General features: G+C 60.2%; 25 protein-coding genes. 12 read left to right on the top strand and 13 right to left on the bottom strand.

The features are described from left to right. Positions 1-47: 47 nt before the first annotated feature. The 5 genes from NCR39_RS24430 to NCR39_RS24410 are packed head-to-tail and all read left to right on the top strand — an operon-like array spanning position 48 to position 6,560. Positions 48-953 (top strand): LysR substrate-binding domain-containing protein, encoded by a 906-nt coding sequence (locus NCR39_RS24430; RefSeq protein ID WP_250454664.1) that lies wholly within the window; start codon positions 48-50, stop codon positions 951-953. Between the two features lie 50 nt (positions 954-1,003). After that, positions 1,004-2,140 (top strand): cytochrome c oxidase subunit II, encoded by a 1,137-nt coding sequence (coxB, locus tag NCR39_RS24425; RefSeq protein ID WP_502800280.1) that lies wholly within the window; start codon positions 1,004-1,006, stop codon positions 2,138-2,140. Between the two features lie 10 nt (positions 2,141-2,150). Continuing rightward, on the top strand, positions 2,151-4,751 hold the full coding sequence (gene ctaD / locus NCR39_RS24420) for a cytochrome c oxidase subunit I (protein WP_250454663.1): 2,601 nt from the start codon (positions 2,151-2,153) through the stop codon (positions 4,749-4,751). Then, positions 4,694-5,224 carry a hypothetical protein gene (locus NCR39_RS24415; RefSeq protein ID WP_250454662.1) on the top strand — a complete coding sequence of 177 codons (531 nt, stop codon included), beginning with the start codon at positions 4,694-4,696 and terminating at the stop codon, positions 5,222-5,224. Before ctaD ends, NCR39_RS24415 begins: the two co-directional genes overlap by 58 nt. Before the next feature lies 1 nt (position 5,225). Continuing rightward, positions 5,226-6,560, top strand: coding sequence for a c-type cytochrome (locus NCR39_RS24410; RefSeq protein ID WP_250454661.1), 1,335 nt, complete (start codon positions 5,226-5,228; stop codon positions 6,558-6,560). Positions 6,561-6,569: 9 nt separating this feature from the next. On the opposite strand, the gene chrA is transcribed toward NCR39_RS24410, so the two are convergent. Next, positions 6,570-7,802, bottom strand: coding sequence for a chromate efflux transporter (gene chrA / locus NCR39_RS24405; protein ID WP_250455153.1), 1,233 nt, complete (start codon positions 7,800-7,802; stop codon positions 6,570-6,572). 94 nt (positions 7,803-7,896) lie between these two features. Continuing rightward, positions 7,897-8,190, bottom strand: a complete 294-nt coding sequence (locus NCR39_RS24400) for a GYD domain-containing protein (protein WP_250454660.1) — start codon at positions 8,188-8,190, stop codon at positions 7,897-7,899. 587 nt (positions 8,191-8,777) lie between these two features. On the opposite strand from NCR39_RS24400, the gene NCR39_RS24395 reads away from it, so the two are divergent. Further along, positions 8,778-9,779: a sugar-transfer associated ATP-grasp domain-containing protein gene (locus NCR39_RS24395; protein ID WP_250454659.1), complete on the top strand. Its 1,002-nt coding sequence runs from the start codon at positions 8,778-8,780 to the stop codon at positions 9,777-9,779. Between the two features lie 6 nt (positions 9,780-9,785). Here NCR39_RS24395 and NCR39_RS29695 read toward each other — a convergent pair whose 3' ends face one another. From NCR39_RS29695 to NCR39_RS24380, 4 genes are all read right to left on the bottom strand, one after another. Beyond that, positions 9,786-9,914, bottom strand: coding sequence for a hypothetical protein (locus tag NCR39_RS29695; RefSeq protein ID WP_284507342.1), 129 nt, complete (start codon positions 9,912-9,914; stop codon positions 9,786-9,788). A 59-nt stretch (positions 9,915-9,973) separates the two neighbouring features. Then, positions 9,974-10,339, bottom strand: a complete 366-nt coding sequence (locus NCR39_RS24390; RefSeq protein ID WP_250454658.1) for a response regulator transcription factor — start codon at positions 10,337-10,339, stop codon at positions 9,974-9,976. A gap of 50 nt (positions 10,340-10,389) precedes the next feature. After that, a complete protein-coding gene (locus tag NCR39_RS24385) occupies positions 10,390-11,058 on the bottom strand; it encodes a response regulator transcription factor (RefSeq protein WP_250454657.1) in 669 nt (222 codons plus the stop codon). An 84-nt stretch (positions 11,059-11,142) separates the two neighbouring features. Next, positions 11,143-11,907 (bottom strand): bestrophin-like domain, encoded by a 765-nt coding sequence (locus NCR39_RS24380; protein WP_250454656.1) that lies wholly within the window; start codon positions 11,905-11,907, stop codon positions 11,143-11,145. 255 nt (positions 11,908-12,162) lie between these two features. Between NCR39_RS24380 and NCR39_RS24375 the strand changes: the two genes are divergently transcribed. Beyond that, positions 12,163-14,127, top strand: coding sequence for an alkyl/aryl-sulfatase (locus NCR39_RS24375; protein ID WP_250454655.1), 1,965 nt, complete (start codon positions 12,163-12,165; stop codon positions 14,125-14,127). 6 nt (positions 14,128-14,133) lie between these two features. On the opposite strand, the gene NCR39_RS24370 is transcribed toward NCR39_RS24375, so the two are convergent. Beyond that, a complete protein-coding gene (locus NCR39_RS24370) occupies positions 14,134-16,077 on the bottom strand; it encodes a sensor histidine kinase (protein WP_250454654.1) in 1,944 nt (647 codons plus the stop codon). A gap of 142 nt (positions 16,078-16,219) precedes the next feature. On the opposite strand from NCR39_RS24370, the gene NCR39_RS24365 reads away from it, so the two are divergent. Together NCR39_RS24365 and NCR39_RS24360 are read left to right on the top strand one after the other, a co-directional pair. After that, a complete protein-coding gene (locus tag NCR39_RS24365; RefSeq protein ID WP_250454653.1) occupies positions 16,220-17,101 on the top strand; it encodes a class I SAM-dependent methyltransferase in 882 nt (293 codons plus the stop codon). Positions 17,102-17,307: 206 nt separating this feature from the next. Continuing rightward, complete coding sequence (locus NCR39_RS24360; RefSeq protein ID WP_250454652.1) at positions 17,308-17,700, top strand: hypothetical protein; 393 nt, start codon at positions 17,308-17,310, stop codon at positions 17,698-17,700. 222 nt (positions 17,701-17,922) lie between these two features. Here NCR39_RS24360 and NCR39_RS24355 read toward each other — a convergent pair whose 3' ends face one another. Further along, positions 17,923-18,288, bottom strand: a complete 366-nt coding sequence (locus NCR39_RS24355; RefSeq protein ID WP_250454651.1) for a hypothetical protein — start codon at positions 18,286-18,288, stop codon at positions 17,923-17,925. 12 nt (positions 18,289-18,300) lie between these two features. Beyond that, entirely contained in the window at positions 18,301-19,038 is a 738-nt protein-coding gene (locus tag NCR39_RS24350) for a putative bifunctional diguanylate cyclase/phosphodiesterase (RefSeq protein WP_350029695.1), read from the bottom strand. Positions 19,039-19,768: 730 nt separating this feature from the next. On the opposite strand from NCR39_RS24350, the gene NCR39_RS24345 reads away from it, so the two are divergent. Genes NCR39_RS24345 through fghA form a run of 3 tightly spaced genes read left to right on the top strand, consistent with a single transcriptional unit; the run spans position 19,769 to position 22,319 of the window. Beyond that, positions 19,769-20,878, top strand: coding sequence for an S-(hydroxymethyl)glutathione dehydrogenase/class III alcohol dehydrogenase (locus tag NCR39_RS24345; RefSeq protein WP_250454650.1), 1,110 nt, complete (start codon positions 19,769-19,771; stop codon positions 20,876-20,878). A gap of 32 nt (positions 20,879-20,910) precedes the next feature. Continuing rightward, a complete protein-coding gene (gene gfa / locus NCR39_RS24340; protein WP_250454649.1) occupies positions 20,911-21,486 on the top strand; it encodes an S-(hydroxymethyl)glutathione synthase in 576 nt (191 codons plus the stop codon). Positions 21,487-21,488: 2 nt separating this feature from the next. After that, positions 21,489-22,319, top strand: a complete 831-nt coding sequence (gene fghA / locus NCR39_RS24335; RefSeq protein WP_250454648.1) for an S-formylglutathione hydrolase — start codon at positions 21,489-21,491, stop codon at positions 22,317-22,319. Between the two features lie 45 nt (positions 22,320-22,364). Here the strand turns inward: fghA and NCR39_RS24330 are convergent, their stop codons facing one another. The 4 genes from NCR39_RS24330 to NCR39_RS24315 all read right to left on the bottom strand — a co-directional run bounded on the left by NCR39_RS24330 (position 22,365) and on the right by NCR39_RS24315 (position 26,403). After that, on the bottom strand, positions 22,365-23,480 hold the full coding sequence (locus NCR39_RS24330; RefSeq protein ID WP_250454647.1) for an aminotransferase-like domain-containing protein: 1,116 nt from the start codon (positions 23,478-23,480) through the stop codon (positions 22,365-22,367). Between the two features lie 417 nt (positions 23,481-23,897). Further along, positions 23,898-24,950, bottom strand: coding sequence for a Rieske 2Fe-2S domain-containing protein (locus NCR39_RS24325; RefSeq protein ID WP_250454646.1), 1,053 nt, complete (start codon positions 24,948-24,950; stop codon positions 23,898-23,900). 76 nt (positions 24,951-25,026) lie between these two features. Next, on the bottom strand, positions 25,027-25,998 hold the full coding sequence (locus NCR39_RS24320; protein WP_250454645.1) for a PDR/VanB family oxidoreductase: 972 nt from the start codon (positions 25,996-25,998) through the stop codon (positions 25,027-25,029). A gap of 15 nt (positions 25,999-26,013) precedes the next feature. After that, positions 26,014-26,403, bottom strand: coding sequence for a VOC family protein (locus NCR39_RS24315; protein ID WP_250454644.1), 390 nt, complete (start codon positions 26,401-26,403; stop codon positions 26,014-26,016). Positions 26,404-26,434 lie beyond the last annotated feature (31 nt).

Here is a 26,434-nt window from a genome sequence, read left to right as displayed (position 1 = left end):
AATTCCGCGTCAAATACCGATTCTTGGGTCGCCTATAATCCAATGTTATGGATACCACCGGACTCAAGATTCGCCAGATCGAAGCCTTTCGCGCCGTGATGCTGCGCCACACGGTGACGAGCGCCGCCGACTCGCTGCATATCTCGCAACCGGCCGTGAGCCGGCTCATTGCCGACCTGGAGAGCCGCGTCGGCTTCGTGCTGTTCGACCGCCAGCAGGGCCGCCTTTCGCCGACCGCCGAGGCGCGCGTGCTGTTCGAAGAAGTGGAGCGCGCGTTCGTCGGCATGGACCGCATCGCGCTCGCGGCGCAGCAGATTCGCGCGATGCGGCGCGGGTCGCTGCGGGTGGCGGGTTCGCCTGCTGTCGCGCTCGATCTGCTGCCGGCGGTGATCGCGCGCTTCGTCGAGCGTCACGCGGGCATCGACGTCAATCTGCTCGCGCATAGCGCAACGACGGTCGTGGAGAAAGTCGCGTCCGGCCAGTGCGATGTCGGGCTGATCGCGGAGCCTATCCCGCATCCGGCCGTGAAGAGCGAGCGGCTCACCCATGCTCAAATGCGATGCATTCTGCCGCGCGGGCATCGGCTCGCGCGGCGTGCGTCGTTGCGCCCCGCCGATCTGCGCGGCGAGCGCTTCATCTCCTTTCCGCAGAGCTTCGATGCACGCAGCGCCATCGATCGCGTGTTCGTGGAAGCGGGCGTGTCTCGCGATCTCGTGATCGAAGCGCAACTGTCGCAAGCCATCGTCGCGCTGGTCGCGAACGGCGCGGGCGTCGCGCTGATCGATCCCGTCACCGCCGCTTATGCGCAGCAGCGCGTCGCGGTGAGAGACTTCGCGCCCGCCGTGCAGGACCACTTTTATATCGTGACGAACGCATCGCAGCCGATGCCCGTCGTGGCCGAGACGTTCTGCGCGGACGTCAGGGAAGCCTTTGCGAAATTGGTGAACGCGTAAGCCCTTTTCAATGCGCTCGAAAGCATTCGCGAAGCGGCTTGCCTGATGCAATGAACGCGCCGATGCATGCAGGTATGAGGACTGCTATCTCGCGTGCTCCAGCGTGGCATCGAGGAGCGAATGTGATTGCGATACGCCGGCTTTCGGCATGGACATGCCGGCTCGGCGCGACGTGCGCGGTCGCGCTGTACGCCTTGTGCGCGTGGGCCGGCAACGGAGCATCGGCGAGTCAGGAATTGGTGGCGCACGAATCGACGCCGCTCGCGTATTTTCTGCGCAGCAAGGGACCGGCTGCGCATCCGGTGCTGCGCCTCGACTGGATACTCACGGCCATCTGCTGTTTCGTGTGTCTCGTCATCGCGGCGATGCTGATCATCGCCATGTTCCGGCGTCGCAGGCAGCAGGACCCGCGCGCGCTGACATCGAAAGGCGGCGTGAGCTTCGTCTATGTCGGCACCGCTATTTCAACGGTCGCGTTGCTGGGCATCGGCGTCTACATGCTGATTGTGCTGGCCGAGGTCGCCGATCCGCCGCGCACGCCCGCGCTCACCGTCACCGTGACCGCTTATGACTGGTGGTGGAAAGTCGACTACGGCGACGGCCCGACTCACTTCACGACCGCCAATGAACTGCACATTCCGGTAGGTGTTCCCGTGCTCGTGCAACTCAAGAGCGCCGACGTGATTCACGCCTTCTGGGTGCCCGAGCTGTCCGGCAAGACGCAGACGATACCGGGCGTCGTGAACCGACAGTGGATTCAGGCGGATCGCCCGGGCGTGTTTCGCGGGCAATGCACGCAGTATTGCGGCTTGCAGCACGCGCACATGGCTTTCGAGGTCTATGCACAGCCGCAAGCGGAATTCGAACGATGGTTGACCGCGCAGCGCGCGCCGGCGCGTGCGCCATCCACCGTGCAGGCCGTGCGCGGCGCGAAGCTCTTCGAGGAACGCTGCGCGGGCTGTCATACGGTGCGCGGCAGCCAGGCCGCGGGCGTGCAGGCGCCCGATCTCACGCACGTGCTGTCGCGCAGACTCATTGCGGCGGGCACGGTCGTCAATACGCCGGACAATCTGATGAACTGGGTTCAGCACGTGCAGGAGATCAAGCCCGGAACGCTCATGCCCGACATGAAACTCACGCCCGCCGAGGCGGGGGATCTGTCGGCGTATCTCGCTGCTCTCAGGTAAGGAAGACACGATGTCCGCAACGAGCGATCGCAGCATGAAGCAGACGGACCGCGTCGCGTTCCGGCGAGAGCCAGACTTCGGCCGCGTGCCGCAAGGTTCCGAAGATGAAAAGCGTTTGCGCGAGATATGGGAAGGCGAATCGGGCTGGCGCGGCTTCATCACGACGGTCGATCACAAGAAGATCGGCTTGCGCTATATCGTCACCGCGTTCGTGTTTCTGCTGATCGGCGGCGTGGAAGCGCTATTGATGCGTCTGCAACTCGCGCGGCCCAACGAAACGCTGCTCACGCCCGATCAATACGCGCAGCTATTCACGATGCACGGCGTGACGATGATCTTTCTCTACGCACTGCCGGTGCTGAGTGGATTCGCCAACTTCCTGTGGCCGCTCATGCTCGGTTCGCGCGACATGGCGTTCCCGCGCCTCAACGCGCTTTCGTACTGGGTGTTTCTGTTCGCAGGCGTGTTTCTGTATTGCAGTTTCCCGTTCGGTCAGGCGCCCAATGCGGGATGGTTCAACTATGTGCCGCTGTCATCGCTCGAATATAGCCGTGGCCCGAACATCGATGTCTATTCGCTCGGCATGGTGCTGCTCGGCATCTCGACGACCGTGGGCGCGGTGAACTTCGTCGTGACGCTGTTTCGCATGCGCGCGGTGGGCATGTCGGTGGACCGGCTGCCGATCATCGTATGGGGCACGCTGACGGTTTCGTTCGCGAACCTGCTCGCCGTGCCTGCCGTGAGCCTCGCGTTCTTCCTGCTATGGATGGATCGCAATATCGGCACGCATTTCTTCGATGTCGCCGCCGACGGCCGCCCGTTGCTCTGGCAACACCTCTTCTGGATGTTCGCGCATCCGTGGGTCTACGTGGTCGTGCTGCCGGCGATGGGCATCGTCTCCGATGCGTTGCCGACATTCAGCAGGCGTCCGCTCGTTGCATACGCGGCGGTCGCGATGTCGACGGTCGCCACGATGATCATCGGCTTCGAAGTGTGGATTCATCACATGTTCGCCACGGGCATCGCACCGCTCGCGCTCGCATTCTTCGGCGCGGCGAGCGTGCTCATCACGATACCGAGCGCGGTCGCCGTCTTCGCATGGATCGCGACCATATGGATGGGCCGCCCCGTGTTCACCGTGCCGTTCCTCTACTTCGCGAGCTTCGTGCTGATGTTCGTGATCGGCGGCGTGTCGGGCGTGATGACGGCCGCCGTGCCGCTCGACTGGCAACTCAATGAAACTTACTTCGTCGTGGCGCATCTGCATTACGTGCTGCTCGGTATCAACGTGTTTCCCGTCTTCGGCGGCATCACTTACTGGTTTCCGAAATTCACCGGGCGGCTCATGAACGAGACCATCGGGAAGATCGCATTCTGGATCGTCTTCGTGGGCTTCAATCTCGGCTTCTTTCCGATGCACATCTCGGGCCTTCTCGGCATGCCGCGCCGCATTTACACGTATCCGGACGGCATGGGCTGGGACACGTCGAATCTCATCACGACGATCGGTTCTTTCCTGCTGGGCGTCGGCGTACTGGTGTTCGCGGTGAATGCGCTCGTCTCGGCAAGGCGCGGGAAGATCGCGCCGCCGAATCCGTGGGATGCGCCCGGCCTCGAATGGTCCCTGCCTTCGCCGCCGCCGCCGTACAACTTCGCGGTGCTGCCGATTGTCGAGTCGCGTCATCCGATGTGGGAGGATCGGTTGCAGCCTTCGGGACGGAGTTCGAGTCTCGAAGAAGGCTATCTGCTTCATCAGGGGCGCGAGTCGCTCGGCGTGCATCCGTTCACCGGCAAGCCCGACGTCATTCTCAAGATGCCGGACGACGCATGGTCTCCGTTCTTCCTCGGACTCTTCACCGCGCTGACGTTTCTCGGCATGCTGCTGCGATCGCCCTCGATGACGCTCGCCGCATTCGCCGCGAGCGGCGCGACGCTGATTGCATGGATGTGGCCGCGTCGATCGCTCGCGCAGCGCGAACCGCCCCAAGCGGAACAGACCACGCCGGCGCGCAGCGCGAAGAAGCGGGACGCACTTCCCGTCGGCAGCGCGGGCGAACATTCGGGCGGATGGTGGGGCGTGCTCGCGCTCGTCGTGACCGAGGCGAGCCTCTTCGGTTATCTCATCTTCGGCTACTTCTATTCGCAATCGCAGACGCAACTCGCGTGGCCGCCCGAAGGCATGCCGAAGATCGGCATCGGCGCAATGAGTACGGCGGTGCTGATATTGAGCAGTGTGTTCGCGTGGCTATCCGAACGCACGCTCAAGAAGAGCCGCACGCGTCCGGCGTTCTGGCTGATGGTTATCGCCATTCTGCTCGGGTGTCTCTTCGTCGGCATTCAGATGAAGGAATGGCACGATCATTCATATGGTGTGAGCGCCCATCTCTACGGCTCTCTGTACTACACGATCACCGGCTTCCATCTGGCGCACGTGCTCGTCGGCATCGTGATTCTGGTGTTGCTCGCGACATGGATCGCGCTAGGTTATTTCGATGCCGAGCGCAATGCGGCCATGCGAATCGGCGGGCTGTACTGGCATTTCGTCGATGTCGTGTGGCTCTTCATCTTCACTTCGCTTTATGTGACGCCGTTCTGGCTAAGGGGCCATTGATGCAAGGCTCCGCACCCGACGCGCTGAAACTCACTCACGCCGAGAAGCGCCGCCTTGCATGGTGCGCGGGCGCCGGCTTCTTCATTTCGCCGGGCGCGTGGCTCTTGCAGGTGATCGTCTCCGAAACGATTTCCGCGCAAACGTGCGATTCGACCGTGCCGCTCGACTCGCCCGGCGTGGCGCACATGCACGCCTGGTTATGGGCGACATCCATCGTCGCGCTGCTTATTTCCTTCGTATGCGCGGCGCTTGCTTTCCACGGCTTCATCTTTCTGCATAAGAAACATCAACGCATGAAGGAGCGGACGAAAGACAGTGAGTTAAAAGAAGAGCCGCCTCGCGAAGAAGAGGAAATCAGCCGCAAGCGTTTTATTGCGTTATGCAGTGCGTTGATCGGTTGCGGATTCGTCGTCGGAGTCGCGTTCACGATCCTTGCGGAAGTGTTTCTCGTCTCTTGCAGTCAATGGCATTGATATGAACGCGCCAAGAAGCTCGACACGCCTTATCGCTTCGATGCTGCTCGCAGCGGCCACGGTGCTCGCCGGATGCAGCGGAAGCGCGGACGATCATCTTCCGCGCGACATCACCGCGCAATCGCCGATGGCAAGTGACCCGAAGCTCATCGCACGCGGCGAATATCTCGCGAAGGTCGGCGATTGCGCGGCCTGTCACGATGCCGCGGATCACACGCCGCTCGGTGGCGGCATGGCGGTCAATTCCCCGTTCGGCCCGATTTATGCCAGCAATATCACGCCCGATCCGGTGTACGGCATCGGACGCTATACGTTGAAGGAATTCTCGGACGCGATCCGCTATGGCAAGCGTCGCGACGGCAAGCGGCTTTATCCCGCGATGCCTTATGCGTCGTTCGCGCATATGACCGATGACGACGTGACCGCGCTCTATGCCTACGCCATGCACGGCCTCAAGCCTGCGGCGAAACGCGCGCCGGAGACGCATCTGCCGTTTCCGTTCAATCAGCGCTGGGGCATGCTGTTCTGGAACTTCGCGTTCGGCAATCACGATGAATACGCGCCGGACCCGAAGCAGAGCGCGCAATGGAATCGCGGCGCTTATATCGTGCAAGGTCTCGGACATTGCGGCGCATGTCACACGCCGCGCGGCCCCGCATATAACGAACTCGGCTATAGCGAGAAGTCACCGCTATATCTGACTGGCGGCGCGAACGATCACTGGCTGGCGCCGAATCTCACAGGCGATCCGGGAAGCGGATTGGGGCGCTGGTCGCAACAGGACATCGTCGATTTCTTGCGCACGGGACACGGCGCAGGCGCCATCGCCTTTGGTGCGATGGCGCCTGCGATCGAAGAGAGTACGCAATACATGACGAATGGCGATTTGAACGCGATAGCGGTGTATCTCAAGTCACTGCCGCCGCAGCACACGTACGGCAGTTACGACAACAACGCGCACGCCAGAGTGCAGACCGAACGAAGCCTGAAGACCGGCGAGAAGGAATTGCCCGGAGCCGGCGTGTATCTGTCGTTCTGCGCGCGTTGTCATCAGGCTGACGGAAGCGGGCAACCGGGCAAGGCAGCGGCGCTTGCGGGCAATCCGGCGGTGCTGTCGGATGATCCGACTTCCGTCATGCGTATCGTCATCGAAGGAAGCAAGAGTCCGGCGACCGAGACCGGACCCGCCGTGCAAAAGATGCCGGGCTTTCACGATCAACTCACGTCGAGTCAGATTGCAGACGTGGTCACGTTCATCCGAGGCACATGGGGTAATCATGCGAGGCCGGTGTCGGATAGGCAGGTCGAGCGGCTTCGCTCGGCGATCCATAAATAAAGCATCGTTTCAACGCATGACCGCTTCGGCAATACCGGCGAATGCGCAAAGAACGACCACGACGAGCGGCGGAACCTTCCAGCGTGTCAGAAGAAAGAAACCAGTGACGGCAATCGCGAAGTCGTACTTCGTGTTGATCGCGCTGGTCCAGACAGGCGAGTAGAGCGCCATCGCCAGGAGTCCCACGACGGCCGCATTCACGCCCGATAACGCAGCGGCCATGGAAGGACGCGCGCGCAACGCTTGCCAGTACGGTAATGCGGCAAGCACGAGAAGCAGGCCGGGCAGAAAGATGCCGGCCGTCGCGAGCAGCGCGCCGTAGAAGTGACTCTGCATCGCGGTCATGGTCCAGCCGAGAAACGCAGCGAAGGTGAAGAGCGGACCGGGAACGGCCTGCGCTGCGCCATACCCTGCGAGAAACGCACTCGACGACACCCAGCCCGTCGCCACGGTTGCCTGCTGAAGAAGCGGCAGCACGACATGACCGCCGCCGAAGACCAGCGCGCCCGAGCGATAGAACGCATCGAATATCCGGACCGTATGCGTTGAATCGAGCGACGCGAGTGCCGGCAGCCCGAAAAGAAGCGCACAGAAGAGAATGAGCGCGAGTGCGCCTGCAAGACGCGACACGCGAAACTCATGCGTGTGCTCGTGCGTCGTTGCGATACTTGCCGGTGCGTTCGTCCTGCACATTGCAACGCCGAGCAGCGCGCCCAGCAAGATAGCGATGAGTTGCGCGTAAGCGGTGTCGATGAGGGCGAGGAGGGCGATCGTCGCGAGCGCGATTCCCGCCCGCCGATGATCCGGACACAAGCGCCGCGCCATGTCCCACACGGCTTGCGCAACGACCGCAACCGCGACGAGCTTCAGCCCGTGAATCAGGCCGCTGCCGAAAGGGCCGGCCATCGACGGAGCAATGCTTGCAAAGCCGATCAGCAGCGCAACCGATGGCAGCGTGAAGCCGCACCATGCCGCAATGCCGCCGAGCCAGCCCGCACGCAGCAAGCCGATGGAGAAGCCCGCCTGACTGCTCGCCGGTCCCGGCAGGAACTGACAAAGGCCGACGAGATCGGTGAACGTTTCATCGTTGAGCCAGTGACGCCGCTCGACGAACTCACGGCGAAAATAGCCGATGTGCGCGACAGGTCCGCCGAACGACGTCGATCCGAGTTTTAAAAAGACCAGAAGCACTTCAAGTGCCGTGCCCGCGCGTCGATTGCGCGCCGACATGTTTGCTTCCATGGTGCGTTGGCTCACGTAAATGCCTTGTTCAATACAAGGCGAAGGTGAGCAACGATACACTGGCGCAGCGCCCGCGTGCGTGCGCCCTTTGCATCTACTTCAGTCCGCCGACTATGCGCTCCATCTCGTCTTCGCCGAAAGCGCGCATCGTCGTTGTGCGTACGTTGCCTATGCCGCCGAGCGCCAGTCCGAGACGTGTTGCCGTTTCGTCGTCGGGTGAGTCGAACGTGACAACGAGATCGTAGGAGCCGAGCGTCCAGTGCATTGCGCCGATGGTTACGCCCATCGCCTTGCTCGATTCGCGGAATGCGCGCGCCCGGTTGACGGTGTCCTTCGCGGTACGCACGCCCTGATCGGTCCAGTTGAGCAGCATGATGTAAGTGGCCATGTTGTCCTCTCGAAGTGAAGTGAATCTGCCGCACGCGTGCATCGTGCCGATCCGCGAAGGACGGCCTGCGCGACACGGCGTGCGCCGGATTTTCCATGCGTGCATAAAGACGCAAAGACGAAGGAAGACAAGGCGGCATGGCGCCTAAGAATGGGCGCTCGCGTGACAACGCCGCGGATGAAGGAACATCGTTTGAATGTTTCGCGTTCCAGTTGGCACTTGGCGCTTAACGCTCGCGCCAGATGCAAAAAAATTATAGGCCACGCATAGGGGCGCAACAGCCGCCTATCGTCTGACAACATCGCCTATTTCCCGGTCGCGTCTGTCGTATTGCTTACGACGAAATGGTGATGTAGTGAATTAGCAAGGTAAATCAATCAACGCGGCGTCAAAACGCAGCGCTTATCCGCCAAGTTTTGCTTCATTAAGCGCTTGATAAGACCGCACTGGTTAACGTCGATGCTGGCACGAAGAACATCTAAACGGACCGCACTATGTCACCCAAGCAGGTCAAGACCTTAGTCAAAGTTTCATGGCGGAATCTCTCGTCCCGCCGGTTTCACTGGAGGCATGGCGTCGAGGCCCGAATGATCCGCCGCGCGATCGAAGAGAAGCACGGAAGAACGGACCCCGCTCAATTGCGGCTCGCCGATGCCTACGCATCCGATGTTTTCGGCGACGCGTGTTACGCGCCGTGGCTGCACGTCTATACGGCGCTGAGCGGCAAGTTCAAGGAAGGCTGGATTCCCGATAACTATTACGGCTGGGTCGTGGTGCCGAAGCTGAAGGGACTCTACGGTCAGGTCTCGCACCTCAAGCCCGTTGCGCGGCTCCTCTTTCGCGACGACGCGTTCCCCGATCTCGCCTACTACGTGAACGGTATTTTCTATACCGCCGATCATATTGCGATTCCGGATTCGGAAGTCGCGAACATCGTGTTCCGCAGCACGGACAGCGTCGCGGTCAAGCTCGATCAGACTTCGCAGGGCAAGGGCGTCTTTCTGATGAATCGCAAAGAGTTCGATGTCGCGCGCATCCGTCAGCTGGGCAATGGCGTGCTGCAACGATTCATCGTGCAGCACGCATGGTTCGACCAGTTCGCATCGAAGGCGGTCGCCACGGTGCGCCTGACCACCGTCGTCGACGATGCGGGCCACGTCTCGTTGCGCGCCTGTTTCCTGCGTTTGGGCCGCGCCGCCGACACGTATATCCGCCCCGACAGCGAAGTGTGCGTCCCCATCGACCTCGCGACCGGACGCCTCTTCAGCAAGGGCTATCTGAGCGACTGGACCGACGCCCACGCGCATCCCGATTCGAAAGTCGCCTTCGAAGGTCTGACGTTGCCCGCGTTTTCCGCATGCGCCGACAAGGTCGTCGAGCTTCATGCGAAGGTGCCGTTCGCGCGCTGTATCGGCTGGGATCTGACTGTGGATTCCAACGGGAAAGTTGTGATACTGGAGTGGAACGCCGAACACAACGACGTGAAATTCAGCGAAGCGACGCAAGGTCCGTGCTTCGCCGATCTGGGGTGGGAGGCGCTCAAGTTGTCGGAACGGGATCGGCGCGTATCGCTGGCCGATAGTCCCTAAGCGGCACTACACGCGAGCGGACTCCGTGGCGCCCGCGTTGACATCGCGCGAAATGATGATGGCGGCTGTCTCCGCGAATGTCTGCGCGAGTTCGAGGTCCGAGGCCGTGGTCGATGGCGCCGATCGAATATTCATATGAAAGATCGCGATTGTCTTCTGCCCATGTAGCAGCAGACACGCAAGCGTCAGCGCGGTCAGGACCGGCCCGTCCTCGCGATCACTTCGAGCAGGTCCGTGCCCGCGAACGGCTTGATGAGCAGCTCGACGCCGCCTGCCCGGGCAACCGCGTGGCGCGTGCTCGCATTGTCGTGCGACGTGATGAACACGGCCGGCGGCCGCGACGCGCCTAGCTGTTCGTAGAGTGCCGGTCCGGACATGCCGCGAAGTTGAACGTCCAGAACGAGGCACCCGGCACGCTCGACGACATTCGCCGCCTGAAGGGCTTCGGCGCTTTCGAAAGCGAGCGTGTCGAATCCGGCCAGTTTGAGCAGGCGTTGAAGTGCGCGTCGGAGGCCATCGTCGTCTTCGACAATGACGATCGTATTTCTGGTATCGCTCATGGCCAGCCATGGTGAGATACCTGAAGTGTCGTGCGGGGAAAGCAGCGCTGCTATCGGGACGTGGGGCAACCGGATTGCCCTTGAGGGCAAGAAGGACTCAGCGGGCCAGCGTGCTTTCGAACGAACGGGTCCGCGAGTCGGACGAGTTCAGCGAGCGAGTGCGCGCCGAACTTGCGCATGATTTCCGCACGACACGATTTGATCGTGCGTTCGCTTAGCGCGAGTTCCGCCGCGATTTGCTTGTTCAGCTTGCCTTCGATAATGCCGTGAAGAACGAATGCTTCGCGGTCGCTGAGTGAAACATGAGCTTGTTGCGGCGATGCCGGTTCTGCGAATGCGCCCTGATTTGCAGCAAGCGCGCTTTCGATGGCTGCAAGCAGTGCCTGCGTGTCGATGGGTTTGAGAAGAAAGTCACTCGCGCCGGCCTTTATTGCAAGGACCGTTCTGGGAATGTCGCGATAGGCGCTAATGAAAATAATGGGAAGCGGCTTCTCGCGGCGTTGCAACGCATGTTGCAAATCCAGACCGCTCGGCCCCGGAAGCTCCACGTCGAGCAGCATGCAGCCCGGCAAAGGTCCGTGTTCTGCCACGAGAAAGTCGCCTGCGCTCGCATACACATGCACCGTGTAGCCGGCGCACTTCAGCAGGCGCGACAGGGCAGTGCGCATGGCTTCGTCGTCGTCCACCACGTGGATGACAGCATCGGCATGATCGATCAACGTTCGAGCCCTCGTATCGTCGCCATGTTGTCATGGCTGTCGAATCGTTTCTCATTTATCAATACCACAATCGAGCCGATGCAGTTACTGATTCGGAATCGAAGCTGACGTTGAAATGAGATTTTGCGGACTCACTCGAATGAGTCCGTTGCGTGGACTGTCTATGTCCGCAATGAGTGTGAACGAAATTGAAACGATCAGCGGCATGATCAAGAGAAATCGCCGGCCCGGATTCGTACTCCGCGTGCCGTAGCCGATCAACACATTGCAGAAGAAGCCGATGATGACCATCAGCGCCCATGCCGACGCGGGAATATGGTTCCACCAGGCCGCTTGCGTATAGCCTTGTGTGTTGATGACATCGTTCATTCCGCTGATGGCGAGCGCCGAGAGCGGACTCGGTTGCGCGCTCGCGCCGGAGCGGGCTTCGGTCCACAGTTGCGTTTGCAATTCAGTTGTCGTCGCGTTGATGTGCTGCAGTTCATCGCCGTCGGCGGTCTGATAGAACCTGATTCGCTGAGCGGTGTATCGCGCAAGGAGCGTGCGGATGGCCGACGCCTGCGCGGCGGGAAGCAGCTCCGCGCGCAGCACTTCCGTGCCGATTGCGTTCGCTTCCTCTTCTTCGAGGTTCTTGCGTTGATCGTAACGCCCCACCGCCATGGAAAGACTGAAGCCGATGACCAGTGCAAGCAGCGTAAGCGCAGCCGATTGCACGATGCCGAAGTCCTCGCGCATGTCATCGGCCATGGGCCGGGCGCGACGTAGCCTGGCGCCCAGATAGGCGGCCGCCGACATCAGGATCAAGGAAAGCACGAGGAAGCTGACCGGATGGCTAACCAGTTGTCGCACGCGTTCCCCCTTCCAATCCTCGACCGTTAGCGTTCAGTGGTGCGCTGCCGGTGAGCGGCTTGTCGTGGAAATCTGCCATGTGAAGACCGTCCGCGCAATCCGGATGTCGGGCAATGCGATTGCCCTCGAGGGCAATTCGTTTCTGCGAGCGGCCATTGCCCCGAAGGGCAGCAACGGTTGCCCAATATCCCTATGGTGCGCACCGAACGACGCGTGAAATATTCGTAGCGTCGTTCACACCAACAGGGGTCGAGCATGTCCAGGACATCAAGCTGGCTGGTTGCTCTTGCCGTCATCATCGATGCAGCGACGACCATGGCAAGCGCCGCGCCCAACCAGGCCACCGACGCGACACAAAAGGCGAATCAGGCGGTCGCGAGTTACTTGCCGTTTTCGAATACTCAGGATTTCGACGACGTGCGTCGCGGATTCATCGCCGACTTGCCGAGCGCGGTCATCAAGGGTAGCGCGGGCAATACGGTCATCGATCTTTCTCAGTACGATTTCCTGCATCAGACCGGCCCCGCGCCTGCCACGGTGAATCCGAGCTTATGGCGACAGTCGGAATTGCTCTCGGTACGCGGACTCTTCAAGGTGGTGGACGGCATCTATCAGGTGCGCAATATCGACCTTGCGAATATGACGTTCATTCGCGGCAAGACGGGATGGCTGGTCATCGACCCGTTGACTTCCACCGAGACCGCGAAGGCCGCACTCGATCTCATCAACGAAAAGGTCGAGCGGCTGCCCGTGACCGGTGTGATCTTCACGCACTCACATGTGGATCACTTCGCGGGCATTCGCGCGGTCGTGGATGAAGCGGACGCGCGATCGGGCAAGGTGCCCGTCGTGGCGCCGGAGGGCTTCATGGAGGAAGCCGTCAGCGAGAACGTCTTCGCCGGCAACGTGATGAGCCGGCGCGCGTCGTATATGTACGGGAATCTACTGCCCAAGAACCCCGAAGGCACCGTCGGCGGCGGTCTCGGACTCACGACCGCGGCCGGCACCATTACGCTTTTCGCACCGAACAAGATCATTTCGAAGACCGGCGAAAAATTGACTATCGACGGCATCGACATGGTGTTTCAGATGGCGCCCGGCACCGAAGCGCCCGCCGAGATGCTGTTCTACTTCCCGCAATTCAAGGCGATCGATCTGGCCGAGGACGCCAATCACACGCTTCACAACTTACTCACGTTGCGCGGGGCCAAAGTGCGCAGCGCGCAGAAGTGGACGAGCACGCTCGACGAAACCATCGACATGTGGGGCAGCGATGCCGTGGTTTCATTCGGCAGTCACCACTGGCCTCAATGGGGCAATCAACGCGTCGTCGAACATCTGGAGAAGCAGCGCGACCTGTACAAGTACATCAACGATCAGGTATTGCGCATGGCCAATCAGGGCATGACGATGAATGAGATTGCCGAGCAGTTCAAGCTGCCGGACAGTCTTGCGAAAGAGTTCGCCAATCGCGGATATTACGGCGACCTCAAGCATAACGTGCGCGCGACATACCAGTTATATCTCGGCTTCTGGGACGGCAATCCGGCGAACTTCAATCCTTATCCGCCGGAGGAAGAAGCGAAGAAATACGTCGCGATGATCGGTGCGCGCAAGATGATCGACACCGCGAGGGCCGCTTACAGGCAGGGCGATTATCGCTGGGCCGCGACTGTCGGGAACAAGGTGGTCTTCGCGGATCCGCAGAACCGGGAAGCGCGCAATGTCGAAGCGGACGCACTGGAGCAATTGGGCTATCAGGCCGAATCCGGACCCGCGCGGAATTTCTATCTGTCGGGCGCGCAGGAATTGCGCGGAGGCGTGCAGAAGGCGGCGACGCCCAACACGAGTTCGCCCGACATCATTCGCGGCATGACGACGGACATGTTCCTCGATTTCCTCGCCATTCACCTCGACGGACCGAGGGTGGCCGACAAGTCATATGTCTATAACCTGAGTTTCCCCGACACGAAAGAGCAGTATGTTTTGACGGTCAAGAATGGCGTGATGAACTACCGGAAAAACAGGCAAATCGATAACGCGGATGGCACCGTCACGCTGAACCGCACGACGCTCGACGACATCGCACTCGGCAAGATCAAGCTCGGCAATCTTGCCGATACGGGGCAGGTCAGGATCGACGGCGACGCCGCGAAATTCAAGGACATGCTCGGCAATTTCGACAAGTTCGATTTCTGGTTCACGATCGCCGAACCTTGAAACGCTTCACGCCTGATCTCGCGCCGCATCGGACACATGCTGATGCGGCGCGAACAGTCGGCTCTTTTCCTCGCATGGCAGCCACACGGTGAATGCGCAGCCGCCGCCTTCTCGCGGTTCGGCGCCGATGCGTCCGCCGTGACTTTCGACGATCGTGCGCGCAATGGAGAGTCCGAGCCCCATGCCATGCGTTTTGGTCGTGAAGAATGAATCGAAGAGTTTCGACCTGATTGCGTCGGAGATGCCATGACCGCGGTCCAGAACCATCAGTTCGACGCCGTGCTCGCTTGGCCGCGTCGATATCGTCAATACGCGCTTAGCGGCTTCCGTCTCCTGCATGGCATCCATTGCATTGACCGATAGATTCAGAATGACTTGCTGAAGCTGCACGCGATCACCGATGATGAGCGGACAAGCCGCGCTGAGCGTCGATTCGATTGCGATACGGCGGCGCCTCGCTTCGGGCGCGAGCAACGCCAGCGCATCGTCGACGGTGGCGTTCAGATCGAGTGACACGAATTCCACAGGCTGTTTCTTCAGCAATGCGCGCAAGCGTTGCACGACCTGATTTGCACGCACCGCGTCACGACGCACGTCAGCAAGAATCTGATGCAATTCGGAAACCTCGTGCTCCGGGTTTTCGAGGATCAATCCGGCTGCATCGGCATTGCTGAGAATGGCCCCGAGTGGCTGCCCGACTTCGTGTGCAATGGAGGCGCTCAATTCTCCCGCGGACGATATGCGTGCGGCTCTTGCCAACTCGTTTGCGCGCAACGTGGCGGACTCTTCCGCGAGCCTTCTCTTGCGACGCTGCCAGAGCAGTCCGGTGATGGTGACAGCTTGCAATGCCACGACGGCAAGCGCAAAGAGAACGGTGCCGCGATATTGATTCCAGAGCGAGGCAGGCACGTTGATCTGCTCGCATTCGTCCGGGATCAGAGCGGAACGGATGCCGAGTCGATCGGCTTGCGCGCGGTCCACGATGCAGCGCGATGGCTCGGCGGGCAACGTCGCACCGTTCGACGAAACCTTGCGCAACAAGATAGACGCAGCCAGTTCCCCCGCGCGACGTCCGTTGCGTTCATAGCTGATGACGGCGCCGCCTAGCAGCCCCTGGTCGAGATAAGTGGGAAACCAGCCGTAAATGGGTGCGCGCGATGCACGGGCCATTGGTGCAACCACTTCGAACGGAAAGAAAGTTCGACCCTCGCGGTCGCGATACATGGTGGTATAAAGCACGGCCGTGTCGGCGGGATCGAGCGAGCCGAGCCGCGTCTTCAGTTCGTCGAGCGTGAGTCCGCTCCATAAACTCACTGTCCATTCGCGAGATTGTCGCGACCGCGCCGCTTGCTCCGCGACGCGCGCGGTGAATTCGTCGAAGGCGGTATTCCCGGAAACGATGACGAGCTTGCTCGCGTGCGGCTGCAATGCTTCCGCGAGCGCGAGGGTGCTGTGCGCATCGAAGTGCCACGCGATATAGGCAAACTCCGGCGGCATGCGCGCGATGCGGCTTTCGTCGATGCTCGTGATGAGAACCGGCGTATTCGGCCAGATGTCGTTGTGATAGCGCCTGGTGAAGTCGAGCGCGAAATCGGCGATGCCGATCACGATGTCGATATGCTTGTCTTCGTATTTTTTCTTTAGAAGCGCGAGAAATTGCGGAGTCAGATCATTCGTGTCGAAGCGCAATTCGTCGAGAGAATCCGTATAAAACTCGACGCCATCCGGCGCAGCAGCGGTCAACGCACTGCGCAGTGCGCGAATCTGAATGGCGACGGCCGGCTGCGTGGGATCGGCGCCCGGAAGAATGACGACTCGCCATCGCGCGCCGGCATCGACGGTCGCGGACCACAGGCTCAGGACGAGTGCGAAGAGACACAGCCGCCGTCGAAGCGGACCGCCATGACGCAGGCATGCAAGCGACGGCGCAAGCGAGATTCCCTCGAACATATCGACTCCGAAGCGTACGACATGCAATATAACAGGCGACTTTCAAATTCATGATGCTGGAAGTCGATTGCCGGCACGAACGAAGCAAACGGTCAGGAATACGCGTATCGTGTGCGGTATCTCAAGCCTCGCAACAATCGCCATGAACCTCAGTCGCCCCGACCGGATAGATTGTTTCGCCATTGCCGCCACGTTGCTTACGCTCGCCGTGACGGGCTGTGCCTCGTCGTCGATGCAGTCCCGCGATACATCGCGTGATTCGCAAACGCAAAGTGCAAGTGCGATGTCGCTCGATGCGGCCATCGCCGGATCGCAACGCAGCGAGCGCGCGCGTGCGCGAGATGGGTATCGCCATCCGAAAGAGACACTGCAATTCTTCGATCTCACTCCGACGCAAACGGTACTGGAAATTGCGCCGGGCGGCGGATGGTACACGGACATACTCGCGCCTTACTTGCGCGACTCCGGACACTTGTATGAAGCGCAATATCTGAGCACATCCGCCGAGCTTGCCGCAGAAGACCGCGAAACCGATGCGAATTATCGGCGCAAGCTCGCAAATGCGCCGGCCTTATACGGAAACACGGTCGTCGGCACATTGCAGGCAGGGCAGTTCGAAGGCTTCGACGCGCACGAACGATTCGACCGCGTGTTCACGTTTCGAAACATCCACAACTGGATCAAAGACGGACAGGTCGATGCCAACCTGCGCGCGTTTTACGGCGCGCTCACGCATGGCGGCGAGCTTGGCGTCGAAGAACATCGCGCGAAGCCGGGAACGACGGTCCAGCAGATGATCGACTCGGGTTACGTGACCGAGGCGTTCGTCATCGAGCATGCGCAGGCGGCCGGCTTCGTGCTCGTCGCGCGCAGTGAGATCAATGCGAATCCGAAAGATACGAAGGATTATCCGCACGGCGTGTGGTCGCTGCCGCCGACATACGAGGGCGGCGATGTCGGTCGCGCACGCTATGCCGCAATCGGCGAGTCGGATCGCATGACGCTCAAGTTCGTCAAGCCGTAGCGATATCGCGCTTATATCAAGGCTCGCAATCGTGAGCGCGGGTCCAATGCGTTCCCGCCCGCGATGACTTCGCGCAGGTCAAAGTATTCAGCGCTTACGGCGTTTAGCGCCACTTTATGCGTTCATCAGCGCTATGCCTCCCGGTGATCCGGCGTCGAAGGTATCTTGCCCCCACTATCGGAAAGATTCTTGCGAGGAGGGGGAACATGGAAGCAAAACGCATTGAACGCATTGCCTCGGCCTTGCGACGCGCCGCCGAGCACGAAAGGCTGCTGCCTTATCAACGCTTTCACGCGATGTTCGGGCCGGACGATCCACTGGCGGCCCGCTACGATGCGCTCGAAAAGGCAGTAGCTTCGCTCGGCGAACTTTCGGCCGTTGATTATGGCGCGTTGCTCACGCTTTACAACGGGCTGCCCGGGCCTGAATTCTTTCGCCGCGCGCGGAAGCACCGCTTCGACGATTATGTCTCCGTGATGGGGGCGGGCATTCATTGGGAGTCGATCAAGCGCAAACGGGTGCTGGTCGAAGTCGAGCGCCGCCGCGTCTATGACGACGCCAAACTCAAGGCCGCGGGCCGCGTCGTCGAGACGGTGTGAATGCGGTGAACCTACCGAACTGAACGAGGCGCGCGTCGGGGACACGGCGCGCGAACTGCGACAAAGCCGTGTGCAGGGGCGTAGCCATGCGCACGGCATCGACGTTTCTATCTCGCGAACTAACTCCAGCGAGAATGCCAGTAAGTTTGCCTTCAAATCACTCCCCCCTCGATCAAGAGATCGAGGGAGAGTGCTATCTACACTGTGGTGATTCCGAGCGCTTCATGGGAGCGGTTGCAACGCGGTCCAGCGCGTCCAACCCGCTGCGCTGTTCGGCGTACTGAGGCGCAACGCACGCGAGCCATCGCGGAAGATCAGCGACTCGGTACGGCAGGCGTTCGTATCGCGAATGCCATACGTACCCACGTAACCGAGTTCGCGAGTGAACGGTAGATTGCCTTCGCGCAGCAGCGCAAGGTAAGCCTGGAATTCTTCTTCGCAGGTCTGACTGGCCCAGCGGTTCAACAGTGTCGCGACAAGTTCTGCATCACACATGATTTCCTCCTGATTCGCGCCGTCTCCGTTTGGCACGATGACAAAATAATTATTCTTGGCAAACTGACTCTGCAAACGCACAGGTCGATTCATTCATTTCGTTAATCACGACAGCATGCGGACGAATTGCGCCGGGCTCGTTGCGCGGCCGAACAGAAAGCCCTGCAGCATGTCGCAGCCCAACTCTCGCAGCGCCCTGGCCTGAGCGGCGGTTTCAACGCCTTCGGCGGTCACGGTCATGCCGAGCGCATGCGCCATCGCAACGAGTGCACGCGTGATCGCGATCGAATCGCGACTGTCGGGCAAATCCGCAACGAATAAGCGGTCGATCTTCAGATTGTGCAAAGCGAAGTATTTCAGGACCGACAATGACGCGTAACCCGTTCCGAAGTCGTCGATAGCGAGCTTCACGCCAAGATCGGCCAGCGCCTTGATCGTCGCTCGAACGGCCGTGTCGTCAGGCATCAATATGCCTTCAGTGATTTCGATTTGAAGCGCCGACGCTTCGAGTCCGGTCCATTCGAGGCAAGCGGCAACGCGCTGCATAAGGTCCTCGTCGAACTGGACCGGCGAAACGTTCACCGAGACCACCAGGCGCGGGGCAACCGTCGAACGCCATTGAGCGGCCTCGGCACAGGCCTGTTGCAACACCCAGTCACCGATGCTTTTCATCAGCCCGGATTCTTCGGCAATCGGTATGAACTCGTCGGGCTCGACGTCGCCGAGTTCGCTATTGGTCCAGCGCAACAGCGCCTCGGCGCCCACGGTCTCGTGCGACACGCTATCGAGCACGGGTTGATAGGCGACCCTCAATTCACCCGCTGCCAGCGCATGACGCAGCAACGCTTCGACTCTCTCGCGGCGCTGCGAATCAGCGTGAGCGGTCTCTGCGCAGACGGATCTCGCGACAGCGCCCGCGCGGCCATGCGAACCCGGCAGCGCTTCCTGACAGCGCAGGCAATGTGTCGAACCGCGCGCGCGTCCATTCGCGTGCAGTGAGTTGGTTTCATGAGTCATCTTTTGCATCCTATGCTGAGAGCCACGTAGGACCAGTGGCCGACAGTCAAAGCCGCTCACGCGACAACACGCACCGCGATGTGTCAACGGTGCGATCACGATATCGCGGCATGGTGTGGGCGAATATGGATCGAGACAATGAACGCGTCAATCAATTGTGAACACACGCTGTGTCTCTGCGCCATGGACAGCGGTAGCTATACGCTCGATGTACGCCGGACACTCGGCATCGGAGCATCTGTACAGATAGCGCCAGCAACCGGCATGTATTCGCCTCCGTCACGGCCGCCTGATTGAAATATCGACTGCACATGTTCAGTGCACTGTTTGCCGACAATACTTTCGCGGAAAACTTCGTTCGAGCGTGCCGGCAGTATGAATCGCCGGGTGCAGCAGAAGTTATTCAGGCAGCGTCGAATTTGAGCCGGATATTCAATTGGTATTTCTTCTCGTCGTCAAGATGTTTTGAATCGACGAGTGAGATGACATCCGCTCACACGTCCAAGCGACTGCATACGCCGTCCTCTAATCTTTTTCTTCCACCAACCAAACCGTCATGAAATCACGAGCTGCCGTTGCATTCGCGCCCGGAAAGCCGCTGGAGATTGTCGAAATCGATGTAGAGCCGCCTCGCCGGGGCGAAGTGCTGGTGAAGATCACTCACACCGGCGTCTGTCACACCGATGCCTTCACGCTGTCAGGCGATGATCCCGAGGGCATCTTTCCCGCCGTGCTGGGTCACGAAGGCGCGGGCATTGTCGTCGAAGTCGGCGAAGGCGTGACCAGCGTGAAGCCCGGCGATCACGTCATTCCTTTGTACACCGCCGAATGCGGAGAGTGCCTCTTCTGCAAGTCGGGCAAGACCAATCTGTGCGTGTCCGTGCGCGCGACGCAGGGAAAAGGCGTCATGCCGGACGGCACCACGCGTTTCAGCTACAACGGCCAGCCGATCTATCACTACATGGGCTGCTCGACTTTCAGTGAGTACACCGTGGTAGCCGAGGTGTCGCTTGCGAAGATCAATCCGCAAGCCAACCCCGAACAGGTGTGTCTGCTCGGTTGCGGCGTGACCACCGGTCTGGGCGCGGTGAAGAACACCGCGAAGGTGCAAGCCGGAGACAGCGTGGCCGTATTCGGGCTTGGCGGAATCGGCCTCGCTGTGATTCAAGGTGCAAAGCTCGCCGAGGCTGGCCGCATCATCGCAATCGATACCAATCCCGGCAAGTTCGATCTGGCGCGCGCTTTCGGTGCAACGGACTGCGTGAATCCGAAGGACTTCGACAAGCCAATTCAGCAAGTGATCGTGGAGATGACCGGCTGGGGCGTCGATCATAGCTTCGAGTGCATCGGCAATGTCAATGTGATGCGTGCCGCGCTCGAATGCGCGCACCGGGGCTGGGGACAGTCGGTCGTCATCGGCGTGGCGGGCGCGGGACAGGAAATCAGTACCCGTCCGTTCCAGCTCGTTACGGGCCGTCGATGGCTGGGCTCCGCCTTCGGTGGCGTGAAGGGACGCTCGCAATTGCCCGACATGGTCGAAGACGCAATGACCGGAAAGATTCAGCTCGAGCCCTTCGTCACGCATACACGGCCACTTACCGACATCAACGAAGCATTCGACCTGATGCACGAAGGCAAGTCGATTCGCACTGTCGTTCACTATTAAAGACTATTAAAGACCCGAAAAGGAGATAGACCATGACCACACTTATTCACCCCTCCGTCGATCGCGGCATTCAAAAGGGCGCCAGTGACTTTGCAGGCGGTACGTTGCGCTGTTCGTGCGCCCACGATCCAGTCGAAGTGCGCGTCGACAATCAGGTGTTGTTCAATCACGCGTGCGGTTGCACCAAATGCTGGAAGCCTGCGAATGCGCTGTTCTCGGTCGTGGGCGTCGTGCCGCGCGAGAAGGTCGCGGTGACGTCGCATGGCGAAAAGCTGAAGGTGGTGGACGAAAGCGCGTTGATTCAGCGTCACGCCTGCAGTGCCTGCGGAACGCATCTGTACGGACGCATCGAGAACAAGGACCACGCTTTTTACGGGCTGGACTTTATTCATAGCGAACTGTCGAATGAGAGCGGCTGGGATGGTCCTGGCTTTGCAGCTTTCGTTTCGTCTGTCATCGAAAGCGGCACGCCGCCCTCTGCCATGGCCGACATCCGTCAGACGCTGCGTGACAAGGGACTCGAGCCCTACGATTGCCTCAGTCCCGCCTTGATGGACGTTCTGGCCGCTCACTCGGCGAAGGCCAAGGGCACCTATCGCGAGGCCTGATCATGGAACGCATCGAGCAACACGCCAGCTACGGCGGCCGCCAGGAAGTCTGGAAACACGCATCGTCGACGCTCGGCTGCGAGATGAAGTTCGGTCTCTATTTGCCCGATGCGGCCTTGCGCGGAGAAAAATGCCCGGTGCTGTACTGGCTTTCGGGTCTGACTTGCACCGAGCAGAACTTCGTAACCAAGGCCGGCGCTCAGCGTTACGCCGCTGAGCACGGCCTCATCATCGTGGCGCCGGACACCAGCCCGCGCGGCGACGATGTACCCGATGATCCGGCGTACGACATCGGCAAAGGAGCGGGCTTCTATGTCAACGCTTCACAAGAGCCGTGGGCAACTCACTACCGCATGTACGACTACGTGGTGGATGAATTGCCGGCGCTCGTCGAAGCGGAATTTCCTGCAAGTCAGGCACGTGCAATCAGCGGGCATTCAATGGGCGGACACGGCGCATTGACCATTGCACTGCGCAATCCGGGCCGTTACCGCAGCGTGTCGGCCTTCTCGCCGATCGTCGCGCCGACACAGGTGCCGTGGGGCCAAAAGGCATTCAGTGCTTATCTCGGCGAAGATCGCGAGGCGTGGAAGCAGTACGACACGGTGGAACTGTTGAAGAACTCGGTCGAGCGTTTGCCGCTGCTCGTGGATCAGGGCGAGGCCGACGAGTTTCTCGAAGGCCAGTTGCAACCGCAATTGCTTCGTGCAGCGTGCGAAGCGGCAGACCATCCGCTGCAATTGAATCTACGTCCCGGCTATGATCATAGCTATTACTTCATTAGCAGTTTCATCGGCGAGCACATTGCCTATCACGCGGAAGCATTGCGGTAACTCATAGAGTCCGTGTGCGCCTTTCATTGAAGAGGGCGCACCGGCTCACGCGTTCGGCGCACGCGCGGAGACGCTTCGCAGGAAGGAGAGCAACTCCGGCGCCCCACAATATGCAACGTTGAATCGAAACCAGACGCTATCCGTGGATGGCGAGAGCATGAACAGGTCGCCTCCCACGAGCGCAATCTTCGCAGCTTTCGCTTCCGCCGTGATCGATTCCGCATTGAACTGGGCAGTGGGTTTGACCTGCCATCCCGCACTCACGAAGAGTCCGCCACGAGGCGTCGCGAGAGGCGTCATGCCGACTTCCGCTAGAAACGAGAGAAAGCGCTCGCGATCGTTTGCAAGGCGCATCCGCAGTCTATCGATATAACGACGATGTCCCGGATCCGACAACAGCTCGAATATGCATCGCTCATTCAATTCCGACGTCGTCAGGCCGCATGCCATCTTCGTACGGACGATATCGGACACGAGATGATCCGGGCAAAGAATGAATCCTGTGCGCAAGGATGGCGCGATGGTCTTGGAGAAGCCACCCAGGCAAATCACGCGATTCAATCCATCCAGCGATGCCAATGAAGGATCCGAGGGCAATGCCAGATCGCGATAGATGTCGTCTTCGACGATATGGAAATCGTATTGCTCGGCCAACGCGACAACGCGATAAGCCTGCGAAGCAGGCAACGTGGACGACAACGGATTCTGCAACACCGAGCTGAGAAAGATGGCCTTGGGCCTGTGTTCCGCGGCCATCTCGGCGAGCTTATCGACGTTCAGTCCGTCCGATCCACGCGGAACGCCGAGTATGCGCACGCCGTAGTTGCGCAAGAGATGGTTCGTGTTGAAGTAACCGGGCTCTTCGACGAAGGCCGTATCGCCGGGCTGCAGAATGGTTCGTGCGACAAGGTCGAGCCCGTGCGATACGCCGTTCGTGAGAACGATCTGCTCCGGCGAGACGGGACAGAATCGCTCCGTGAAACCACGGGCGAGCAGCTGGCGAAGACGCGGGAAGCCGAGCGGATGACCATAACCGACGAGACGCTCAGCCGGCATCTTGATGGCCTGCTTGACCGCCTGTAACAGCATGCTTTCGCTGCACCACTCGGGCGGAAGCACGCCGGAACCTACTCGCAGCAGATCGGGATCCTGATTCCACACGAGGACCGGCAGCCATGAGCCGCAAGCCGCTTCCTTTCGTATGGGCGGTATATCCCTCAGCGCCGTCACGTGCGCGGTGCGCGAAGTGACGAAGTATCCGGAGCCCGGCCGCGAACTCAGCACACCCCGGGAGACGAGCACATCGTAATCCGACGGGCTTGTCGGTGACTTCGTGCGAATAAGCGACGACATGCCAGAAGTGGCGAAGCGACCGGTACACTCTCGCCTCACCCTCCACGTCCAATTCATTGCCCCGGGTAAATGCCGGGACTTCTTTCACGTTCGGAACACTCACTTTTTGTCTCCTCTCTATTGACGGGCGCCAACGTCATGGCGTCGCCGTCCGTCCGGGGGTAGCTTGCCGATATGCTTGAATATGCAAGCCGAATGTAGAAAAACTAACTGTGGTTATTCAACTCACTTCGAAGCGGTGAAGTTCTCGAACAGCCAGCGGCGATACTCGATCGAGACGATGTCGGAGCCACGCACCGGAATCTCGCGATCGTTGCGGGTGTCTCCGTTGAAACTGAACCACTTCGGCCGCTGCGATTCGATGATGGCCTTGTCTTCGCCGAGAATCGTGTCTTCCAGTTCCATGAAGAACTTGTCTTCGGACGGATCCGTGCGGAAGTCGCGCGCCTGCCACCAGAAGATGCGCGTCAGGTTTTCCGTGACCGGAGACGGGCTCATGAAAAGCACGTAATGCGTGTTGTTCGGCATGCGGAAACTCACTCGCACTGTCGCCGGGAGAAAGACGTGATATTCGTTCACCGGCGTCGCCTTATCCGCTTCGCGCACGGGGAACAGGAACTTATAGAGGTCGGGATTGGGCGGCAGGTAGCCGCTGCGGTCGAAGCGCAACACCTGGCCTTCGCGCCAGACCTTCACCGTCTCCACGCCGGGGTTGTCCCGTGCGCCGATGGTGCCGTCGTGGACATACGGGAAATGCGCGAAATCGACGAAGTTCTCGAGCCGGCGCGGTGCGCTCGTCGCCCATTCGTAGTTCGGACCTTGCTGAACGCGGAAGCTCGGATCAGTGAGTTCCGGGAATTCCGGCAGCGGTGCGATCGGCTTTTCGAGTGCCACCCAGATAATCCCGACATGCTCGGCCGCGTAGTAACAATCGACCGAGACGTTCATCGCATCGGTCAGTTCTTCTCTCGCCGGAACGCGGACACACTTGCCGCCGCCGTCGAATCGCCAGCCGTGATAGGGACATTCGATCGCGCCATCCACGACATTGCCCAGCGCGAGAGCGGTGCCTTTGTGCGGACACCGTCCATGCATCGCGCGGACTTCGCCATCGAGCCGCGCCACGACAACCGATTCGCCCAGCAGCGTGACACCGAGCGGCTTGTCCTTCAACTGGTCGGAATAGGCGACGGCATGCCAGTACTTGCGCATCGCAGTGTAGAGTTCCGGCTTTTCTTCTTTCTCGACATTGATCTTGATATCAGCGAGGTTCGTCATATCGATTGCTCTCTCATCAAATAAAAACAGGCGATTCTTTATTCAATCCGGTTGGTCTCCAGCGCGCGCCATCGGGCTATATGTCCAGAACCAGCGCTTCGCCTTTGCAGCGGGATACACAGATCATCATGGTCTGATTCGATGCACGTTCCTCCGGCGTGAGCACGTGATCCCGGTGATCCGGCACGCCTTCGATGACTTTGGTCTCACATGTGCCGCAAATGCCTTGTCGACACGACGACAGCATCGCGATGCCGTTCTCTTTCAGCACGTCGAGAATCGACTGGTCCGGCGGCACGACCAGCGTCTTGCCTTGCCTTGCCAGCGTGATGGTGAACGTGCCGGCCTCGATTACGGTGTCAGCCGCCGGCGCCTTGAAGTATTCGAGGTGAACGCGTTCGGGCGGCAGCACGGAAAACGTCGTCGAAAAGGCATCCATCAGCGGCGTGGGACCGCAGCAATAAAAATCCGCATCGGGTCGGTGCGTGGCGAGCACATCGGCGAGATTCAGGGATGCCGCGCCGGGTTCGCCGTCGAACACGCAATGAAGTGCGCCTGCGTGATGGCTCGCCGCGGCAAGTTCTTTCAGTTCAGCGAGAAATGCCGCCTTGGCCGGCGAACGGGCGCAGTAATAGAAGTCCCACGAGCGTCCGAGCTGACTCAGCCGCCGCGCCATCGCCAGCAAAGGCGTGACGCCGATTCCGCCTGCAACGAGAACCGAGTGCGTAGCAGTCTCATTCAGCGGAAAGAAATTGCGCGGCGCACTCACGGTCAAACGGGTGCCGAGTCCGACGGAGTCGTGCATGAACATCGAACCGCCTGCACCGCCCGCATCGCGATGAACGCCGATCACGTACCGGTGACGCTCGGGAGCGTTTGTCAGTGAGTATTGCCTGATCATGCCGGACGCAAGGTGCACGTCGATATGCGCGCCGGCCGTGAACGGCGGCAATTCCCCGCTGACAGGCCAAAGCTCGAAGGAGCGCACGGTTTCCGCTTCGATGCGGATGCCGCGCACTTCGACTTCAAACGTCTCCGACGACTTCATCGCTCCTCCCTGAACTCAGAGCAAGACTGTGTTGATTCGAAATACGTTGCTCTCCGGGTCGAGCAGAACCGCCTGATACCAGTGGTAGTAGGTTTCATACGGTGCCTTGATCAACGTGGCTCCGGCCTCGAGCGCGATGGGCACGAGCCTGTCCACGTCCTCCTGTGTATCGACGTCGAAATTGAGCAGGAACTTGATACCGCTCGTTTCGCTAAGATGAGAGAGTTGAAGTAAGTCGTATGCTTCTTGCGCATTGAATCCGATGCAACTCTTTCCCGTGTCGATGCCGCGAAAGATCGGCGACCGGATGGATTCGACTTCCCGAAAGCCGAATACCTTCTGATAGAACGCGCTCAGCTCCACGATGTCGCGGGCAAACACGTTGACGTAAGACAGATGTGCCATGTTCTTTTCCTGGGGACCGCCATTCTGATTT

Source organism: Caballeronia sp. ATUFL_M2_KS44 (genome assembly GCF_023630965.1).
GTDB classification, from domain to species: Bacteria; Pseudomonadota; Gammaproteobacteria; order Burkholderiales; family Burkholderiaceae; genus Caballeronia; species Caballeronia concitans.
The sequence above is the reverse complement of the archived record's forward strand: the minus strand, read 5'-3'. Positions and strand labels throughout refer to the sequence as shown.

Bases quoted from the DNA above. Each gene is read 5' to 3' on its own strand.
- NCR39_RS24315 (WP_250454644.1), bottom strand. From the start codon at position 26,403: ATGGCACATCTGTCTTACGTCAACGTGTTTGCCCGCGACATCGTGGAG.
- NCR39_RS24320 (WP_250454645.1), bottom strand. From the start codon at position 25,998: ATGAAGTCGTCGGAGACGTTTGAAGTCGAAGTGCGCGGCATCCGCATC.
- NCR39_RS24345 (WP_250454650.1), top strand. From the start codon at position 19,769: ATGAAATCACGAGCTGCCGTTGCATTCGCGCCCGGAAAGCCGCTGGAG.
- fghA (WP_250454648.1), top strand. From the start codon at position 21,489: ATGGAACGCATCGAGCAACACGCCAGCTACGGCGGCCGCCAGGAAGTC.
- NCR39_RS24395 (WP_250454659.1), top strand. From the start codon at position 8,778: ATGATCCGCCGCGCGATCGAAGAGAAGCACGGAAGAACGGACCCCGCT.
- NCR39_RS24410 (WP_250454661.1), top strand. From the start codon at position 5,226: ATGAACGCGCCAAGAAGCTCGACACGCCTTATCGCTTCGATGCTGCTC.
- NCR39_RS24400 (WP_250454660.1), bottom strand. From the start codon at position 8,190: ATGGCCACTTACATCATGCTGCTCAACTGGACCGATCAGGGCGTGCGT.
- gfa (WP_250454649.1), top strand. From the start codon at position 20,911: ATGACCACACTTATTCACCCCTCCGTCGATCGCGGCATTCAAAAGGGC.
- NCR39_RS24430 (WP_250454664.1), top strand. From the start codon at position 48: ATGGATACCACCGGACTCAAGATTCGCCAGATCGAAGCCTTTCGCGCC.
- chrA (WP_250455153.1), bottom strand. From the start codon at position 7,802: ATGGAAGCAAACATGTCGGCGCGCAATCGACGCGCGGGCACGGCACTT.
- ctaD (WP_250454663.1), top strand. From the start codon at position 2,151: ATGTCCGCAACGAGCGATCGCAGCATGAAGCAGACGGACCGCGTCGCG.
- NCR39_RS24325 (WP_250454646.1), bottom strand. From the start codon at position 24,950: ATGACGAACCTCGCTGATATCAAGATCAATGTCGAGAAAGAAGAAAAG.
- coxB (WP_502800280.1), top strand. From the start codon at position 1,004: ATGAACGCGCCGATGCATGCAGGTATGAGGACTGCTATCTCGCGTGCT.
- NCR39_RS29695 (WP_284507342.1), bottom strand. From the start codon at position 9,914: ATGAATATTCGATCGGCGCCATCGACCACGGCCTCGGACCTCGAACTC.
- NCR39_RS24375 (WP_250454655.1), top strand. From the start codon at position 12,163: ATGTCCAGGACATCAAGCTGGCTGGTTGCTCTTGCCGTCATCATCGAT.
- NCR39_RS24365 (WP_250454653.1), top strand. From the start codon at position 16,220: ATGAACCTCAGTCGCCCCGACCGGATAGATTGTTTCGCCATTGCCGCC.
- NCR39_RS24370 (WP_250454654.1), bottom strand. From the start codon at position 16,077: ATGTTCGAGGGAATCTCGCTTGCGCCGTCGCTTGCATGCCTGCGTCAT.
- NCR39_RS24355 (WP_250454651.1), bottom strand. From the start codon at position 18,288: ATGAATCGACCTGTGCGTTTGCAGAGTCAGTTTGCCAAGAATAATTAT.
- NCR39_RS24360 (WP_250454652.1), top strand. From the start codon at position 17,308: ATGGAAGCAAAACGCATTGAACGCATTGCCTCGGCCTTGCGACGCGCC.
- NCR39_RS24390 (WP_250454658.1), bottom strand. From the start codon at position 10,339: ATGAGCGATACCAGAAATACGATCGTCATTGTCGAAGACGACGATGGC.